This is a genomic window from Neorhizobium sp. S3-V5DH, from assembly GCF_004343065.1.
Taxonomy (GTDB): domain Bacteria; phylum Pseudomonadota; class Alphaproteobacteria; order Rhizobiales; family Rhizobiaceae; genus Neorhizobium; species Neorhizobium huautlense.
Window position 1 is genome coordinate 123,025 of the sequence record NZ_SMCL01000005.1, and the last position, 17,140, is coordinate 140,164.

The 17,140-nt window shown below is 58.0% G+C and carries 14 protein-coding genes; 4 read left to right on the plus strand and 10 right to left on the minus strand.

Annotation, left to right across the window (positions count from 1 at the left end):
- Positions 1 to 16: 16 nt before the first annotated feature.
- The 6 genes from EDE09_RS10445 to EDE09_RS10470 are packed head-to-tail and all read right to left on the minus strand — an operon-like array spanning position 17 to position 6,170.
- Complete coding sequence (locus tag EDE09_RS10445) at positions 17 to 1,297, minus strand: sugar ABC transporter substrate-binding protein (protein WP_132410248.1); 1,281 nt, start codon at positions 1,295 to 1,297, stop codon at positions 17 to 19.
- On the minus strand, positions 1,284 to 2,063 hold the full coding sequence (locus EDE09_RS10450; RefSeq protein WP_132410250.1) for a YesL family protein: 780 nt from the start codon (positions 2,061 to 2,063) through the stop codon (positions 1,284 to 1,286). Before EDE09_RS10450 ends, EDE09_RS10445 begins: the two co-directional genes overlap by 14 nt.
- A gap of 20 nt (positions 2,064 to 2,083) precedes the next feature.
- Positions 2,084 to 3,193 carry an ABC transporter ATP-binding protein gene (locus EDE09_RS10455; RefSeq protein ID WP_132410252.1) on the minus strand — a complete coding sequence of 370 codons (1,110 nt, stop codon included), beginning with the start codon at positions 3,191 to 3,193 and terminating at the stop codon, positions 2,084 to 2,086.
- A 7-nt stretch (positions 3,194 to 3,200) separates the two neighbouring features.
- Positions 3,201 to 4,373, minus strand: a complete 1,173-nt coding sequence (locus EDE09_RS10460; protein WP_132410254.1) for a glycoside hydrolase family 88 protein — start codon at positions 4,371 to 4,373, stop codon at positions 3,201 to 3,203.
- A gap of 4 nt (positions 4,374 to 4,377) precedes the next feature.
- Complete coding sequence (locus tag EDE09_RS10465) at positions 4,378 to 5,214, minus strand: carbohydrate ABC transporter permease (RefSeq protein WP_112797703.1); 837 nt, start codon at positions 5,212 to 5,214, stop codon at positions 4,378 to 4,380.
- Between the two features lie 5 nt (positions 5,215 to 5,219).
- A complete protein-coding gene (locus tag EDE09_RS10470) occupies positions 5,220 to 6,170 on the minus strand; it encodes a sugar ABC transporter permease (protein WP_132410256.1) in 951 nt (316 codons plus the stop codon).
- A 234-nt stretch (positions 6,171 to 6,404) separates the two neighbouring features.
- Here EDE09_RS10470 and EDE09_RS10475 point away from each other — a divergent pair, with 234 nt between their 5' ends.
- Positions 6,405 to 8,195 carry a heparinase II/III family protein gene (locus EDE09_RS10475; RefSeq protein ID WP_132410258.1) on the plus strand — a complete coding sequence of 597 codons (1,791 nt, stop codon included), beginning with the start codon at positions 6,405 to 6,407 and terminating at the stop codon, positions 8,193 to 8,195.
- Positions 8,196 to 8,206: 11 nt separating this feature from the next.
- Positions 8,207 to 9,028 carry a carbohydrate-binding protein gene (locus tag EDE09_RS10480; protein ID WP_132410260.1) on the plus strand — a complete coding sequence of 274 codons (822 nt, stop codon included), beginning with the start codon at positions 8,207 to 8,209 and terminating at the stop codon, positions 9,026 to 9,028.
- A 17-nt stretch (positions 9,029 to 9,045) separates the two neighbouring features.
- Here the strand turns inward: EDE09_RS10480 and EDE09_RS10485 are convergent, their stop codons facing one another.
- The 3 genes from EDE09_RS10485 to EDE09_RS10495 all read right to left on the minus strand — a co-directional run bounded on the left by EDE09_RS10485 (position 9,046) and on the right by EDE09_RS10495 (position 13,492).
- On the minus strand, positions 9,046 to 9,801 hold the full coding sequence (locus tag EDE09_RS10485) for a FadR/GntR family transcriptional regulator (RefSeq protein WP_205839311.1): 756 nt from the start codon (positions 9,799 to 9,801) through the stop codon (positions 9,046 to 9,048).
- Positions 9,802 to 9,910: 109 nt separating this feature from the next.
- Complete coding sequence (locus EDE09_RS10490) at positions 9,911 to 11,272, minus strand: MFS transporter (protein ID WP_132410262.1); 1,362 nt, start codon at positions 11,270 to 11,272, stop codon at positions 9,911 to 9,913.
- Between the two features lie 222 nt (positions 11,273 to 11,494).
- Positions 11,495 to 13,492, minus strand: coding sequence for an EAL domain-containing protein (locus tag EDE09_RS10495; RefSeq protein WP_132410264.1), 1,998 nt, complete (start codon positions 13,490 to 13,492; stop codon positions 11,495 to 11,497).
- A 318-nt stretch (positions 13,493 to 13,810) separates the two neighbouring features.
- Here EDE09_RS10495 and EDE09_RS10500 point away from each other — a divergent pair, with 318 nt between their 5' ends.
- Positions 13,811 to 14,854, plus strand: a complete 1,044-nt coding sequence (locus EDE09_RS10500) for a class I SAM-dependent methyltransferase (protein WP_112797714.1) — start codon at positions 13,811 to 13,813, stop codon at positions 14,852 to 14,854.
- Positions 14,855 to 15,124: 270 nt separating this feature from the next.
- On the plus strand, positions 15,125 to 16,039 hold the full coding sequence (locus tag EDE09_RS10505; protein ID WP_245505115.1) for a DMT family transporter: 915 nt from the start codon (positions 15,125 to 15,127) through the stop codon (positions 16,037 to 16,039).
- A gap of 51 nt (positions 16,040 to 16,090) precedes the next feature.
- Here EDE09_RS10505 and EDE09_RS10510 read toward each other — a convergent pair whose 3' ends face one another.
- On the minus strand, positions 16,091 to 17,098 hold the full coding sequence (locus tag EDE09_RS10510) for a TRAP transporter substrate-binding protein (RefSeq protein ID WP_105371203.1): 1,008 nt from the start codon (positions 17,096 to 17,098) through the stop codon (positions 16,091 to 16,093).
- Positions 17,099 to 17,140 lie beyond the last annotated feature (42 nt).

Genomic DNA, 17,140 nt, shown 5'->3' on the forward strand with positions numbered 1-17,140 from the left:
TGGACAGGGGCAAAAATTACTTGATCGCCTTCACGCCGTCGGTCATCTCCTTCAGGCCATCATCGATCGAGATATTATCCGTCATGATGGAGTCATGGGCGCGATTAAGTACCACCTCGATCTTGGCTGCATTGGGGTTCACCGCCATTTCGAGGTACGACTTCCCGGCCTTCAGCGCCGCCTTGCTTGCTTCGTCCTGTGGGAAACCGGGAAGCGCGGCGATCTTTGCCCCCACGTCGTCGGTACGCTGGGCCGGAATGGTGCCTGTATCGGCGACGATCTTTGCGCCTTCCGGACCGCTTGCAAACTTGATGAAGTCGAGCGCTGCCTGCTTATGGTCGGAATTGGTGTTGACGGCGAGACCGGCAATCTGCGCCGCGGTCGTGCCGGCGGCGACGCCGTCCGGATGCGGGAACTTGACGATACCCCAGTTCTTGCTTTTCGATTCACCGGATTTGACCTTGGCGATCTGGGTTCCAATGAACCAGGTCCCCATCGGCAGCATGCCGATCGTGCCGTTGAAGAACAAAGCCGAGTAGTGCGTGTTCGATGTCTTCAACGAAGCATAAGAGGGGATGGCGCCTTCTTTTTGAAGCGCAAGTGCCCGCTCATACCATGGCTTGAGGAAGGCATATTCTCCGTCCACCAGCGTCTGCTTGCCGTCGAGAATGCCGGGAAGCTGAACCGTCGAGCGCCAGGTATGCAGAAGCGCGCCGTAGGTCTTGTTAGCGCCCATGCCGCCTGTGAGCTTCGTGGCGATCTGGTCGAACTGGGCCCAGGTCATGTCGTTGGTCGGATAGGCAACGCCGGCCTTATCGAAAATATCCTTGTTATAATAGACGACCCAGAAATCGGAGCGGAAGGGCAGGGCATAGATCTTGCCGTCGATCGTCAGTTCCTCGATCAACCCGCCGAAGGGTGCCGTGTCGATCTTCTGTTCTTTCATGAAGCCGCTGAGATCGCTGATCGAACCGGCCCGCACGAGGTTGGCGTAACCCGGCACGTCCTTGACCGTGACGATGTCGATATCCTTCGAACCGCCGGTCAGCTGCGTCGAAATCATTTGCTGATAGTCTTGCGAGCCGAGGTCGACCGGCTCGAACTTCACGTTTGGATGTTTTGCCTGATAGGCCTCGATCAGAGGCTTGTAATAGGCGACCTTGTCCCAATCCCATAGCGCCCATTTGAGCGTTACGGCCTCGCCTGACTGGGCGAATGCCGCCCCGGCGGTGGTGACGGCCAAGGCCATACCTGCCAGAGCGCCTGTTATCGATCTCCCGAAGTTATCCAAATACATTCCGTTTCTCCTTCCCTGAAGTGTTTCTGGATTTCATGTGTTGCCTGGCGTCATGCGCACGCGGTTCGTTTTGCTGCTGATTTGCGATGGGCAGGGTTAGGACCGTGATCAGTGTCCGATGGACGCCGAATGCGACGGCGAACATTGCGAGCGAAAAATTGAGGGTTGCCGGCATGAAGACCGACACCGGATAAAAAACGACATGCGCCAGCCAGAGCACGGCCACAAAGGCAAGTGAGACAAGCGCCGGAAGCGGACGGATGATGGTTGCGGTGGATGCAAGGCGCAGCAGCGTCAAGGGCGGCAGGTCGCGCATGACCATCAGCATAACCAGGTGGCAGGCCAGCACTGCAATCAAAGCCGTGACGACGAGGCTGACGGCGAGCGGTGCGGCCATCGCCAGGGTTTCTCTCGCAGCCGCAGCGTAGGTGACGGTGGCATAAATTCCAATGCCGAGGGCGACGGTAAAACCGACACCCCAGAGCGTGGCGCGCCAGAAGTATCGGAGGAAGGCTTCGGTGAAATCCCGCAGAAGATAGGTGTTGCGATCTTCGACGAAGGCGACACAGATCCGCGCCATGGCGACGAGTGCGGCGGGGAGGGTCACAATGAACATCGCCGCGAGGACAAACAGGATGTTCAGCTTGACCATCTCCCACCATTCGCGTGCGAAGATTTCTGCGAACAAGGCAAGCCCGGTCTTCTTCGGCGCATCCTTGGAAATGCCCCGGCCTTCCTTGATCCACATATCCCGCAACCACTGCATGGCCTTCTCCCGCAGGCGCCTCAGTACAAGATCGAGCGTTCCGTTTGCTTGTCGAAGAGCTGTACATTGGTCATGTCGGCCACCAGCGCGACCTCGTCACCGATATTCGCCTTGAACCGCGGCGAAACCCGCGCGATCAGATTTCGTCCGCCTGTCGTCATGTTTAGATGCACCTCGGATCCCATCGGCTCGGCGAGATCAAGGACGGCCTTGAAGGTCGCCAGATTTTCCGCCGGGATATCGGCAGGCGCCAATTCATGGAAATTTTCCGGGCGAATGCCGAGCACCAGTTCCTGCCCTTCGTAAGGCGCAATGCGGACCTTGTCGAAATGGGCCGGCAACGGCAGCTCTCGGCCGTCGAAGATCGCGACGAAGCTTTCCCCACGGCGCTGGATGACGCAGGGCAACATGTTCATCTGCGGCGCCCCGATGAAGCCTGCGACAAACATATTGACTGGACGGTCATAGAGGTTTTGTGGGGTATCGACCTGCTGGATATGCCCGTCCTTCATGACCACAATTCGATCCGCCATGGTCATGGCCTCGATCTGGTCGTGGGTGACATAGATGAAGGTGGCATCGAGCCGTTTGTGCAGCTTGGTGATCTCTGCGCGCATGGTGCCGCGCAGCTTTGCATCGAGGTTGGAGAGCGGTTCGTCTAAGAGAAAGACTTCCGGATTGCGCACCATGGCGCGGCCGAGCGCCACGCGCTGGCGCTGTCCACCCGAAAGAGCCTTCGGCTTGCGGTTGAGAAGGTGCGTGATATCGAGGATTTTCGCGGCCTCCTGCACCTTGGTATCGATGATTTCGCGGGAAGCCTTTCGCAACTGCAGACCGAAAGCCATGTTTTTGTAGACCGTCATATGCGGGTAAAGCGCATAGTTCTGGAAAACCATCGCAATGTCGCGGTCCTTGGAAGGAACGTCGTTCATCAGGTCGTTGCCAATTTTCAGTTCACCTCCCGAGATTTCTTCGAGACCGGCAATCATCCGCAGCGTGGTCGACTTCCCGCAGCCTGACGGGCCGACGAGGATGATGAATTCCTTGTCTGCTATCTCAAGGTCGATGTCGTGGACGACGGTCAGCGCACCGTAGGTCTTGTTCAGTTTCTTGAGCGAAATGCTGGCCATCAGATCCTCACCAGTAGGAGGACCAGGTGCGCGAAAGGCGCATCAGGGCCTCCATGTAATAGTAGTCGCCCCAGGAAACGCATTCGTCGACACCTTCGCCGCGACAGGTGTTGAAGGGCGATTTCTTGGAATAGGTGCCGTGCAGGACCAGGCCGTTGGACATGGCGGGATCCTTGACCGCATAGCCATCCGCCAGGCTCTTGATCATCCGACGGGCGAGCTCACGGTAACGCGCGGCATCCTCCCGCGGGACGAGGTCGGCCATCTCCAGCAGGCCGCAGGCGTTGATCGAAGCGGACGAGCTGTCGCGAGGTTCGCCGTCTTTGTCCGAGAAGGTCAGATCCCAATAGGGGACCATGTCCGTCGGCAAGCGGTTCAGATAGAAGGCAAGAAGCCGCTCGAAGGCTTCGCGATATTCGGGAAGCGGCTCGTAGCGATAGGAAAAGGCCATGCCGGCTATGCCCCAGGCCTGACCCCGCGCCCAGGCGCTCTCGTCGCTGTAGCCCTGTTTGGTGACGCCGCGCACTGGCGCGCCGGTGACCGGATCCATGTAAAATGTGTGATAGGTGGAGTCATCGGGGCGAACGGAATTGGCGAGCGTCGTGCGCGCATGCACCAGCGCCACCTCCCGATATTTCGGATCACCGGATTCTGCACTTGCCCAGTAAAGCAGCGGCAGGTTGAGCAGGCAGTCGATGATGTACCGATATTCTTCCGCGACGCCCTTGCGGCCCCAGGCTTGAATGAACTGGCCGATCGGCTGGAAGCGCTCGATCAACTGGTCGGCGGCAAGCAGGGCGGCCTTCCGACCGTCCTTGTCCCCCACCAGCTTCCAGGCTGCGACGCAGGATGGGGAATAGAGAAATCCCATGTCGTGATGGTCGGTCTCGATGCGGTTCACGATCCGATGTAGGAAGCTCTGGACCTGAATTTGTGCTGCGTATTGGAAGATCTTGTCGCCCGTGTGCTCGTAGGCGAGCCAGATTTCTCCCGGCCAGAAACCGGCTGTCCACTGATCGTTGGAAACGGCCGGATAGATATTGTCGACGCTGGAGTGGTTTTGCGAGGCATAGGTGAATTTTGGCAGATTTCGCCTGACCTGCTCTACGGCGATATCGAGGGCGTTTCTTACCTCGATATCGGTAATCGGCTGCGGGGCGAAGGAAGGGATGGCGTTCATGGACTTAACCCTTGAGGCCCGACGAGGCGACGCCCTCGACGAAGAAGCGCTGCAGAGACAGGAAAACGATGAGGACGGGAATGAGCGCGACGACGGAGGCCGCCATGATCAGCCCGTATTCGGCCGAATACTGGGCGATGAACATTCGCAGGCCGATCTGGATGGTCTTCAACTCCGTCTTGGTCAGATAGATCATCGGTCCCAGGAAGTCGTTCCAGGTGGTGACGAAGGTGAAAATTGTGAGCGTCGACAGCGCCGGCTTCGAAAGGGGCAGCATGATGCGTGCCCAGATCTGATACTCGTTCATGCCGTCGATCCTGGCAGCCTCGCACAGCTCGGTCGGAATGGACATGTAGAATTGCCGCATCAGGAAAACGCCGAAGGCGGTGAAAGCCTGAAGGCAGATCAGCGCGAGATGGGTGTTGTTGAGCCCGAATTCCCGCATCAGCAGGAACTGCGGCACCATGTAGACCTGCCAGGGCATGGCGATAGTGGCGATATAACCGAGAAACAGCGTGTTCTTGTAAGGAAACTCGAGCTTGGCAAAGGCGTAGGCAGCAAAGCTCGATGTAAGAAGCTGAAGGAGCGTGACGATGATCGTCAGCTTAGAGGTGTTGTAGATGAAGAGCGCCAGCGGGATCTTCGTCCAGATGTCCACATAGTTCTGCCATTGCGGCTCGGATGGAATCCATTCGACGGGGAAGACGAAAACGTCGCGGCTCAGCTTCAACGAGGCTGACAGCATCCACGCGAAAGGCATGAGCATGACCGCGGTGATAACGATGGCGGTGGCATAAATGACAACGGTCTTCACGGCTATCTTGCGTCCGGCAATCCGCATGGCGGTCAGTCCTCCCTCTGGCGGCGGAACTGGACGACAGTAACGGCGAGCACCAGGAAGAACAGCACCAGGGCGATCATGCTGGAATAGCCGAGATCCCAGGAGATGAAGGCTTCGTTGTAGATGTGATAGACAAGGACGAGCGTCGATGTGCCGGGACCGCCCTGGGTGATCATGTAGACCTGATCGAAGGCCTTGAAGGACTGGATCGTCAGCATGACGGTCACGAAGAACGTGGTCGGCGCAAGCTGCGGCACCGTGACATAGATGAATTTCTGCCAGGCGTTGGCGCCGTCCAGATCCGCTGCCTCGTAGAGCTCCGAGTTGATGCCCTGCAGGCCGGCAAGATAGATGACCATGTAATAGCCCATGCTCTTCCAGATGCCGAAGAGGATCACCGTCACCATCGCCCAATGACGGTCGGCCGCCCAACCGGGCATGTCCTTCGGATCGAGGCCCAGGGTATAGAGGATCATGTTGACCGGCCCCATTTCGGGGTTGAAGATCATGTTCCAGACAACTGCGACGGCGACCAGCGAAGCGACATAGGGAAAGAACATCGCCGTGCGGAAGAAGTCCCGTCCGAAGATCTTCTGATTGAGCAGGATCGCAAGGCCGAGCGCGCAGGCGAGCGTGGCCGGTACCGATACCACCGTATAGATGATCGTGTTCCAGAATGCTGCGATGAACGCCTTGTCCTCAAAAAGCCGCCAGAAATTGTCGAGGCCAGCAAAGGTGATCGCGTTGGAACCGTCCCAGTGCATGAAGGCCAGTGCGAAGGCGAAAAGGATCGGGCCGAGCGTAAAGACGGCAAAACCGATAAAATTCGGCGCGATAAAGGAATAGGCGACGAGCGCATTCTGAAGTTTGCGGCGCCGCCTGGACAAGACCTTGATCCTGTTTCGAGGAACTGCCGGTGCCCGGCCCGTCGCGGACGCCGTATTTGAAATGGACACCGATCATCTCCTCCAGGCCGATCGACCGCGGCGCAGAGCCGCAAGAGTTCAATCCGCATTCGTGAAAACGGGCGCCTCGGTGCGCTCGCTCCTGCCTCCTGATCCACCACATAGCATATCTTCCGGAGTGGTCAAACAACTTATGAATAAATCATACGAATTTTGTGGAACAGCATAAATACGTATGATAGGTGGAGGCTCCAAGCCAGCCTCAAGGAGTTGCGGAGGAGACACGTGTTCAGCGAGGTGGTAGCAAAGCTGCCGGACATTCTGTTCGATTTTTCGCCGGGCGCGCTCCAAAGGGACCGCCCAGCCTGGGCCGCTGTGCCGGCCCCCATTAGTGACGCGGTTCTCCTCGACGCAAAGAAAACGCTTCAGCAAACATGGCCGCTTATCCGGGCTTCCGACTATCGCGAATATGTCGAGACCGGCAACCGCTCACGCTTTGAGGACCTCTACTTCACCCGGCGCAGGATGCTGAACAACCTGGTGCTTGGGGAGCTGCTTGAAGGCAAGGGGCGTTTTCTTGCCGGAATTGTCGACGGCATCTTCCTGATCGCGGAAGAAGGCGGTTGGCAGTTGCCTGCGCACAATTCCTATGAGCGGGGCGGGTCCCGATCCTTGCTCCCTGACGTGTCGAAACCGGTCATCGATCTTTTTGCCGCGGAAACCTCGGCGCAGCTGGCAACCGTGGTTGCCTTGATGAGAGACGAACTGGACGCGGTCAGTCCGCAGATCGTTTCGCGTATTGAGCGCGAAGTCGAAATCCGCATCTTTGAACCCTATCTCGGCAGACATTTCTGGTGGATGGGGCGCGACGATGAAAGGATGAACAACTGGACGGCCTGGATAACTCAAAACATCCTTCTGTCCGTCTTTTGCCTTCGCACAGACCAGATATTGCGCCGGAGGGTGGTGGAGAAGGCGCTTGGCAGCCTGGATGCCTTTTTGAAGGATTATGCCGAGGATGGGGCCTGTGAGGAGGGCGTCGTTTACTATCGGCATGCCGCACTGTGTCTGCAAGGGGCGATGACCATTCTTGATTCCGCGGCGCCGGGCGTGGTCAGGCCGCTCTGGGGCAAGCAGAAAATCCGCAACATGGCGGAATACATTTTAAACATGCATGCCGCAGGCAGCTATTACTTCAACTTTGCAGATTCCTCCGCGGTCGTAGAGCCCTGCAGCGTGCGGGAATATCTGTTCGGAAAAGCGGTCGGGTCGGAAACATTGATGTCCTTCGCTGCTGCCGACAGGGCGAGGGCCGAAAATCAACATCTGCCGCAGGAATGGAACCTCTGGTACCGGGTGCAGGAGCTGCTCCTTGGCCCGGCGGTTCCCCGCAAGGATCAGCGCCAGCCGGGGCGAGATATCCTCTATCCGGGCATCGGGCTCTTCATCGCGAGAGACGAGCGTTACGCGCTTGCGGTGAAGGGTGGCCACAATGGCGAAAGTCATAATCACAACGATGTCGGAAGCGTGACCCTTTACAAGGACGGCCGGCCGTTCCTGATCGATGTCGGGGTCGAAACTTATACCGCCAAGACGTTCTCTCCGAAGCGCTACGATATCTGGACGATGCAGTCGGCATTTCACAACTTGCCGACATTTGGGGAGGTCATGCAATCCGATGGACAAGAGTTTGCTGCGCGAGACCTTGTGACTGAATTCAGCTCTGTCGAAGCTCGCATATCGCTCGACATCGCCGGAGCCTATCCGGGCGAGGCGCGCGTGCGAAGTTACCAACGCACAGTTTCGCTTCTGCGAGGTCGGCATGTCGAAATCCTCGATGTTTTTGATGGCGATGTCCCGGCAGTTCTGTCGCTGATGACATCTATCGAACCGCAGATATCGCCCGGACTAATCGATCTGCCATCCTTGGGCCGGATTGAGGTCGAAGGCGCGGGGGCGATCGATGTCGAGCCCATCGAAATAAGTGACGCGCGGCTGAGGATCTCATGGCCCCCCATGATCTACCGCCTGCTTGTCCCCCTTGCAGACAAACGCCTGACCCTACGGATCGTCTGAGGAGGACGAGAATGGAACTGACGTTGAAAATCGTTAGCGTCGAGGGGACCGTCCTGGCATCTTCGACAGGGGAGCAGGAGGTTTTCCTGGTCTACCGTCAAAATTACCAGGAAGGCGATCAGATCATTGTCGAAGCGTCCGAACCAGGGCATGTCATCTTGGCACTCGATGACGCGATCGGTAGTGCCACGGTTTATCTCTTGGGCTCTTTATTTGCTCTCAAGATCCCCTTCGGCGCCAGGCGGGCATCCCACTCGCCAAAGGCTTTCCAAGGCGACATCCATCGCCTTTATGTGCGCAAGGCCCGACAGGACGAGATCGCGCATCGGCGGAACCTCGCCTTAAACCCCTTCGACGACCACGCCAACACAACCCTGTTTCCGCATGTGGAAGCCAATGTCGAGACCCGGGGGGAGGCGGCATTCGCCGCGCGCAATGCAATCGACGGCGAGAAAGCCAACGATGGTCACGGCTTCTGGCCCTATACGAGCTGGGGAATCGATCGTAATCCGCAAGCTGCGCTGACCGTGGAGTTCGGGCGACCGATCCAGATCGACGAGGTCGTGCTCTACTTGAGGGCGGACTTTCCGCACGATTCCTGGTGGGAGAGGGTGAGCATCACCCTTTCCGGAGGAGAGACGTTTTGTTTTCCCTTGAAAAAAACGGGCATGGCTCAATCGCTCCGGATAGAGCCGCGGACCGTTGACTGGGTAAGGCTGCACAGCCTGATAAAGGCGGATGATCCGTCACCATTTCCGGCGCTCACGCAGATCGAAGTCTGGGGGCGGGAAGCCCGTTACGTTCAATCCCAGTCAGGAGCGAAATTCGGCTGATCCGTTCTCGATCTCGTCTAGCCGACGGTCGTCCGCAAAGCCTTCAGCAGGTCGCGGTATCTAAGCTGACTTCCTCGCAAATGGTCGCGCATGGCGTTGCGAGCAGCCTCTTCATTCCTGTCGGAGATGGCCATGATGATCGCCTCATGCTCCTTGTGGATCAGCCGTCTGTAGGCCGTTTGTTCAGCCGAGCGCGATTCTGCAACCACTTTCGACTGAGGTATGACCGCAGAGCCGTGCGATTCCAGAAACTGGCGGAACAGGGGGTTGTTTGTGGCATCGGCGATGGCGAAGTGAAGGGCAAGATCCGCTTCGCGGATCGACCTGTCATTCTCGATGCAATCGAGAATGTTGCGGTGGCAGGCGAACATTGCCTCCTCCTGGGCCGGTGAGCGGCGCATGGCTGCCAACCCTGCGGCTTCGATTTCGAGCGGAGTTCGGATCTCCAGCACCTCCAGATCGGAGGAGACGCGCGCCTTGTCGATCTTTCGATTGGCTCCTCCGGGGCCACCATCGGGAGGCAGGACGAATATCCCTGCTCCCTGGCGTACTTCGACAAGTCCATCGGAACGCAGGACGGCTACGGCTTCGCGAATAACGGTTCGGCTGACGCCGTGGGCCTCGGTCAGTTCGATTTCGCTCGGCAGCTTAGCGCCCGGCTCATATTGCCCGCTCAGAATCGCCTGGCGAAGGATTTCGCCGACCTGCGAGACCAGCGATCCAGGCCCCCTGCTGCGATCCTTTGCTTGTATAGCCACGCTTTGATCCTTCATTTTGAGCGCCTGGAGCCCATTCGGTGAAGCTGAACCCTGGGTCCAGGATTCATCACACATGTATGACAAATATGGATCGCTTTCAACGGAAGAGTGCGGTTGGCAGCCGTCAAGAACGGTTCAGTGTCTTGCCGGCGCGCCGATTGAAGATGAACGCCAGTGCGGCACTAGCGCATAGCGCTGCACCCACAGCGATCACCAGGTGGTAGTCTGAAATGGTATTGGCCTCACCGCCGGAGGAAAGAAGGCCAAGCAGGCCGCCCGCCAGCGCGAAGGAGAGTGCGGACGCGACCGGGCGCGAGACGGCGGCGATCGCAGTTGCGTGACCGGCTTGTTCGGGGGCCGTATCCGCGACTGTAAGCACGGCGTGACCTGTGAAATAGACCGAGCGGACGAGACCGTTGATGAAAAGCAGCGCCATGATCAAAAGGGCGGGCGTAGACGGAAGAAGCGTTGCTTTGACGGCGATGCCGACGCCGGAAAGCAGCGCGGAGAGGATCATTATTCGCAGAAAACCCATTTGTTTGAACAGGGGCGCCACGATGAATTTCGCAGCGAGCGCGCCAATCGCACCGGAAAAGACGAGAAGACCGGCTTCAAACGCGTTCATGCCGAACCCCAGCTGGAGCATGAGCGCCGTCAGATAGGGAAGGGCCGCACAGCCCATCAGCATCAAGCTTGTGCCGATGGTCGTCGCCCGGAAGGTAGGCTCGCGGAATACGGACATATCGAGGACCGCATCGGTCCTTTTCCTGGCGTGTCGCAGATATCCGAATCCCGTTAGTCCCCCAAGGGCAATCGTGGCGAGCGTAACCCCGACGGGAAGGATCGGCATGCTGATCAGAGAAGCGCCGAACACGAGGCCTGAAAGGCTGATGGCGAGAAGTACGAAGCCTTTGAAATCCAAGCTGCGGGTGGGCAGGCGGACAGGTTCGGGCATGAAGCGCGAGATCAGCACGATTCCCGCCACGGCGAGGGGAAGATTGACGAGGAAAATCCACTGCCAGGCAACGAAGGTCGTCAGGAAGCCTCCGAGCGGTGGGCCTAGCATGGGGGCGATCGTGGGCGGGATCGTCAACCACGATGTCGCCCGAACCAGGTCTTCGCCGGGCGTCACTCTGAAAAGGGCGAGCCTGGCAACCGGCGCCATGAAAGCCGCACCGATCCCCTCGACGAACCGGGCGAGGACAAAGCTTGGAAGGGACTGGGATGCCGCACAGCCGATCGAACCGAGGATAAACAGCGCCATTGACGTGCGCAGGACCGTCCGGCACCCGATCCTATCGGCCAGCCATGCGCTCAAAGGCACGAAAATCGCCATCGCGACATAATAGGCGGCAAAGGAGAGTTTCAGAGCGGCTGCAGTGGTGCCGATATCTGCCGCGATCGCCGGAAGCGAGGTCGATACGACGGTAGCGTCCATGCTTTCCATGAACAGAGCTACCGACAGGATGAGCGGCGTGCGAGACAATCGGGAGACCAGCTACATGCGATGATCCCTTTTGGCTTGCCGGCTATGTGTCGTCAAGTCGGATGACGATTTATGGATTGATATGATGAATTCAATCCGGCATTTCTCTGCCGTTCTCTGCAGCCTGGGCTTACGGTATCCTTGACATTACCAAGGAAAAATCCTCCGTACCGGCGGAGGAGCCCGTAGCGGGCGCTTTAAATGGTTTGTGCCGGCTGCAGCTTATCGGCGGGACATAGGTGCATGTCGCGGGCCTGCCAATTCGTCTTTGATAGCGGTCAGCTGATCAATGGGAGCAGGCCGGCCGACATGAAACCCCTGGACGTGGTCGATGCGGAATTTCTGCATCAAAGCCAGCTGCTCTTCCGTCTCCACGCCTTCGACAAGGATTTTCGGGCCCCGGTTGCGGATGAGGCCGATTATATCCTGCAGCATTGCCCTGCCTCGCGGGGAGGCGCTGTCGTGCAGGAAGGAGCGGTCGATCTTGACCGTGTCGAAATCTATGAGCCGCAACCACGACAGGCCGGCAAATCCCGTTCCGAAATCGTCCAGCCAGATATTGATGCCCAGGGTTTTCAAGTCGCTGATGCACCGCAAAATATCCGAATGTATTTCCATTTCGAGACCTTCGGTAATCTCGAAAGCGAGCCTGGTACCGTTAACTCCCGTCTCGTAGAGGATTGCCGCGACGCTTGCCGCAAAGCCCGGAGTCTTGAGCTGGATCGGCGAAACGTTGACGCTGGCGATGTGGACGTGGTTCGGAGCCAGGAGATCCCGGCAGACGGTTCGAATGAGCCATCGACCAAGTTCGATAATGATGCCGGTCCGCTCTGCAATCGGAATGAACAGGCTTGGCGGGACCATGTCGCCGTCGAGCGTCTTCAGCCGCATGAGGGCCTCTACCGCGTCGCGTTCGCCGGACTTGAGGTCCACAATGGGCTGATAGACGAGCGACACCAGGTTCTGGTCGATAGCGATCTTGAGCAAGGCCGCGATGTTCTCGGTCTCGTCGCTGTTGTTTGGGTCGTCGGGATCAAACAGGCGGACGCAATTGCGGCCGCTGGCCTTGGCGCTGTAGAGCGCCCTGTCGGCTTCATGAATGATCTTTTCCAGCTTTGCTCCGGTCTGGTCCCTGGTGAAAGCCGTACCCACACTCACGGTGACGATCGATGTGCCGTCGCGACGCTCCCTGTGGGGGAGGCCAAGCTCTTCGACCGTCAGGCGGATTTTCTCCGCCAGTTCGGCCAGCTGCTCTTTCCGGTCAATCGGTGCAAGAACAATGAATTCCTCGCCGCCATAACGGCCGATTGAGCCGCCGAAGGGCGCTATTGCCTCCTTGATCGCGGTGGCGACCTGGATCAGGCAACGATCACCTTCCTGATGGCCATAGCCGTCGTTGTATTTTTTGAAGAAGTCGACATCGGCGAGGATAGCGGTAAAGCCGCGGCCCTTTGCCTGCCATTCATTCCAATACTGCCTCAGCCTGTGATCGACGGCCCGGCGGTTTTCCAGTCCAGTCAGGTAGTCGGTATTGGACATGCGCAGCAGCGCCTCGCCCCGGTCGGTCGCTTCTTTCTGCTGGATCTTGGCTTCAAGCGCGTTCAGGAAAACGTGGTACCGCTCGAGGTTCAGCTTCCAGTTCACGTAAGACGTGAAGACGAAGCAGGAGACGTAGAAGGTGCCGAAGGCAAGCGCATAGATGTCAGTCGGCCAGAAGGTCGAAAGGGTCAGGAAGAAAGTTACCAAGACAGCGCTGGACGCTGCGACTGACAACCCGAAACGGAAGCTGAAGAACAGATTCGCGCCCATCATGAAAATGGCGCCGAAGATCATGTAATAAGACAAACTATCCGTATAGATCGTCTGCACGGCCGGGATCGCCCATATCGCATATCCCATGACGAGCGCCAGAGCGCTTGTTCGGTCGAGCCATTTGATGCCGAGATCAAGGCGGAACTGGGCTTCAAGCAGCACAAGCGCAATACCCCCGACCACCAGCCGGGCCGTGATTGTCTGGACGGCGACGTCGGGGATGAGCAATATGTCGGTGGCCGAGAAGAGCACATAGATGATAACGGCGATCCACAGGCCGTGTCGCGTGGCGATCCGTCGCTCCGCTTCGGCGTCGCTCTCATAAAGTCTGCGAAGCTCGTGCACCGACGGCCTCTGCAACTTCTTTTGCAGATCGATTTCCACCGCATCGGCAAACGTGTGCTTCATGCACTGTTCCATCCGCTCGCATTTCCATTTCACGAGGGGACTGGCCGCCTCGCCTGCCCCAGGCTCTCTTGGCTCGTGCGGTCGCTGATCCCTTCTGGGATCAAAGAAACGACGAGACGTGGTTTCAGCCACCAAAATGAGGGGGTGCTGTTAAATCTTGTTAAATTTAACCCGAAATCCCCGCCGTTAATCTTATTTCGTGAATGTGATAGTTAACCAGAAGTTTCCAGCTATGATAAAAATCATCGGGACGACTAGAACGCGACAATGCGCAACGGCCCGACCAGTCGAATCCTTTTGTAACTGGAGTATTTTCGCGTGACGCAAATGAAGATTGAATTTGACGGTCATAGTCTTATCACCCCCGCAGCCATCGCTAATGAACTTGTGGCACCCAAGAGCGAACAGTTCGAGGAGCAACTGGCTGTTGCAAAAGCTGAAATGGCGCTGATGCTGGAACTGACCCGCCAACAGTTCGAACGGGGCGACGATCCCGTTAAGATTGCGGACAAAGTAACTAACTCGCTTCATGAAAGCCGGCACAAACTGGATCCGCGCGTCTGGCAAGAACTGGTTCCCTTCGTCCAGAACCATCCCGTTGCCTCATTTTTTCTGCAGGATCCTCTGACGCGCTGGTCCTACGACAAGCCACGAGGCTATTCCGGAGACGCAAGGCTCCTGGATTTCATCTATAGGCATGAAAGTGTCGCCGAGGATGTGGCAAAGGCATCGAAGCTCGGCCAGGCCTTGTTCGAATATACGAGCACGGCACCGTCGTCGCTTGCCAACTGGGACCGCCGTGACATTCTTGCACGCCATGTCGATGAGGTGGCCGATGCCCGCGGACCTGAAACGGAAGTGTTGAGCGTCGCCGCCGGTCACCTGCGCGAATGCGAACATTCCGTAGCCCTGCGTGAGACGCGGCTGAAGCGCTGGGTCGCACTCGATCAGGATCCTTTGAGCGTCGGGACGATCGCCAGGGACTATCAGGGAACGGCCGTCGAGGCGATCGATGGCTCGGTACGCCAGATATTGACCGGCCGCCTGCGACCGGGGCAGTTCGACCTGGTCTATGCTTCGGGCCTCTACGACTATCTCGTCGACAAGGTCGCCATCAAGCTGACTCAGCGTTGCCTGGAAATGCTGAAACCAAACGGCGTTTTCCTGTTTGCCAATTACTCCTATCCAATCCAGGTCGACGGCTATCTCGAAACCTTCATGAACTGGGCTCTGCTTCTGCGTTCGGAGGCGGACATGTGGAACATCATCCACGCCAGCACCGAGGGCCAGGATTTCGAGGCGAGCGTATTCTTCGGCAAGAACCGCAACATCGTTTACGGCGTGTTGAAGAAGCGTTCCTGAGCCCTGCGGTCCGCGTTGGCCTAACCTGCCCATCGTCTGCGGCAGGGTCGGAGAGGTCATTTATCAGAGATATCACCCCGGCAGTTGCGCGTGCTTCGCCGGGGTGATGATATTTTGCAACTGATGCACCGTCCGCAGAGCTTGGAGTGTCAGGTAAGGTCAAAAGCGCTTTATGTAAGGCCTGCCTTCCTTTACCACCAATCCCTACGAACCTGTTGGCGATCAGACTATCGGCACAGGAAACGCTTTCTACGTCTGAGGTGCATCTGAATGAACGTTTCATCCGCGATGGCGCTCAAAACCGCCAATCTGGCCGGTCCGCTCGTGATGCTGCTCGGCATGCTGATGTTTGCATTGAACGATGCGATGGGAAAATGGCTGGTCTTAAGCTACGGTCTTGGTCAGGTCATCCTGATCCGCAGTCTGGCGGCGCTTCTCATTCTCGTGCCCATGGTCTGGAAGGCGGGTCTAGGCAATCTTCTGACGGTAGAGCGGCCGGGCATGCAGTTTGCCCGGGTGTTCTTTTCCACCGCAGAGGTTTTTTGCTTCTACTACGCCGTGATGTATCTGCCGCTGGCCGACGTGATGACTTATTGGCTGGCCGCCCCGATCTATGTCGCGGCGGCGTCGCCATTCCTGCTTGGCGAGACGGTCGGCTGGCGGCGCTGGACGGCGATCGCGGTCGGTTTCGTCGGCGTCATCATCACTCTGGAACCTTCGAGCGCCATGTTCACCATGCCGGCGGTCATCTCGATCATCGGCAGCGGTGCCTTCGCCTTCATGTTGATTTCCGGTCGTTTCCTGCGCGGCACGCCGGACAGCGCGCTGGTCTTCTTCCAGGTGGCCGGCGCCGGTCTTGCCGGTCTGGTCGCCGCCCCGTTCGACTGGTCTCCGATTGCCTCAAGTCGGGACCTCGTCCTGCTTGGGCTGCTCGGTATTGTCGCCATGGCCGCCCATATGCTGGTCAACCGGGCGCTCAAGATGTCCGATGCAGCGACCGTTGCGCCACTGCAATATACCTTGCTGCTCTGGGCAGTGATCTTTGGTTGGATGTTCTTCGGCGATCTTCCGCGTTTCGGGATGTTGATCGGCGCCGCGTTGATCGTTGCGTCGGGTCTTTTCATCTTCATTCGCGAACAGGCGCTCAAGAAGCGCGAGAAGGTGCTCCCATCCATTCCGGAATGAAAAAGCCTGCGGGGCGAACCGCAGGCTTTCAATTTTTAAGAAGTGCTCGGCTTACTTTCCGCGGATTGTCTTTAGTTCCGCGAGAATGCCATCGACAACGTCGGCGCCGATCGTCGCCTTGTGCTTTTCATAAACGATCATGGACTTTTCGCGGATGCGCTGCTGCTCTTCCGGAGAAAGCGTGTTGACCGCAACGCCCGCCGCCTTGATCTTTTCCAGCGATTTCTTGTTGAGATCCTGGATGACCTTTCGCTCTTCGTCGCGACCCACGACAGCGCAATCGCGCAGGGCTTTCTGTTCGTCCGGCGTATAGGTGTTGAAGATCGCCTTGGAGAAGAGGAACAGGAACGGCGTGTAGGCGTGGTTCGTCTCGGTCACGTATTTCTGGACTTCGAAGAACTTCGAGGTGTCGATCGTCACATAGGGATTTTCCTGTGCGTCGATTGCCTTCGTTTCGAGTGCGGAGAACACCTCGCCAAATGCCATCGGCGTAGCGTTGGCGCCAAGGTTCTGGAAGGTGTCGAGGAAGACATTGTTCTGCATGACGCGAACCTTCATGCCGGACAGGTCTTCCCACTTGTTGACCGGACGAACGGAGTTCGAGAGGTTGCGGAAGCCATTTTCCCAGTAGGCCAGGTTAACGAGGCCAGCGGCATCGAGCTTCTGGTTCATCATCTCGCCGAACTTGCCGTCGAGCACCTTGTAGGCTTCTTCAGGATTGGCAAACAGGAATGGCAGGTCGAACACGCCGAGGGCCGGGATGATGCCGACGAGCGGCGAGGACGATGTGACGACAGCTTCCTGAACGCCCGAGCGCAGGGCCTGGGTTGCCTGAAGGTCGCCGCCGAGCGCTCCGCCCCAGAATGCGGTGAGCTTGAGCTTGCCGCCCGACTTTTCGTCCAGGCAGGCCTGCATGGCCTTGATGCCGTTGCCGACCGGATGGTCCGCATTGATGCCGTTCGAGACGCGGATATTGCGCGAATTGAACTCAGCGAAAGCGGGTGCCGCGGCGGAAAGACCGAAGGCAATCGCGGTTGTAGCAAGGAGCAGTTTTCTCATTTTGTCCTCCCATTGGACGGTTGAAGGTGGGTTGGATTTACA

Excerpts from the sequence above, each read along its gene's own strand:
- EDE09_RS10445 (WP_132410248.1), bottom strand. The coding sequence starts at position 1,297 with ATGTATTTGGATAACTTCGGGAGATCGATAACAGGCGCTCTGGCAGGT.
- EDE09_RS10450 (WP_132410250.1), bottom strand. The coding sequence starts at position 2,063 with ATGCAGTGGTTGCGGGATATGTGGATCAAGGAAGGCCGGGGCATTTCC.
- EDE09_RS10455 (WP_132410252.1), bottom strand. The coding sequence starts at position 3,193 with ATGGCCAGCATTTCGCTCAAGAAACTGAACAAGACCTACGGTGCGCTG.
- EDE09_RS10460 (WP_132410254.1), bottom strand. The coding sequence starts at position 4,373 with ATGAACGCCATCCCTTCCTTCGCCCCGCAGCCGATTACCGATATCGAG.
- EDE09_RS10465 (WP_112797703.1), bottom strand. The coding sequence starts at position 5,214 with ATGCGGATTGCCGGACGCAAGATAGCCGTGAAGACCGTTGTCATTTAT.
- EDE09_RS10480 (WP_132410260.1), top strand. The coding sequence starts at position 8,207 with ATGGAACTGACGTTGAAAATCGTTAGCGTCGAGGGGACCGTCCTGGCA.
- EDE09_RS10485 (WP_205839311.1), bottom strand. The coding sequence starts at position 9,801 with ATGAAGGATCAAAGCGTGGCTATACAAGCAAAGGATCGCAGCAGGGGG.
- EDE09_RS10495 (WP_132410264.1), bottom strand. The coding sequence starts at position 13,492 with ATGAAGCACACGTTTGCCGATGCGGTGGAAATCGATCTGCAAAAGAAG.
- EDE09_RS10505 (WP_245505115.1), top strand. The coding sequence starts at position 15,125 with ATGAACGTTTCATCCGCGATGGCGCTCAAAACCGCCAATCTGGCCGGT.
- EDE09_RS10510 (WP_105371203.1), bottom strand. The coding sequence starts at position 17,098 with ATGAGAAAACTGCTCCTTGCTACAACCGCGATTGCCTTCGGTCTTTCC.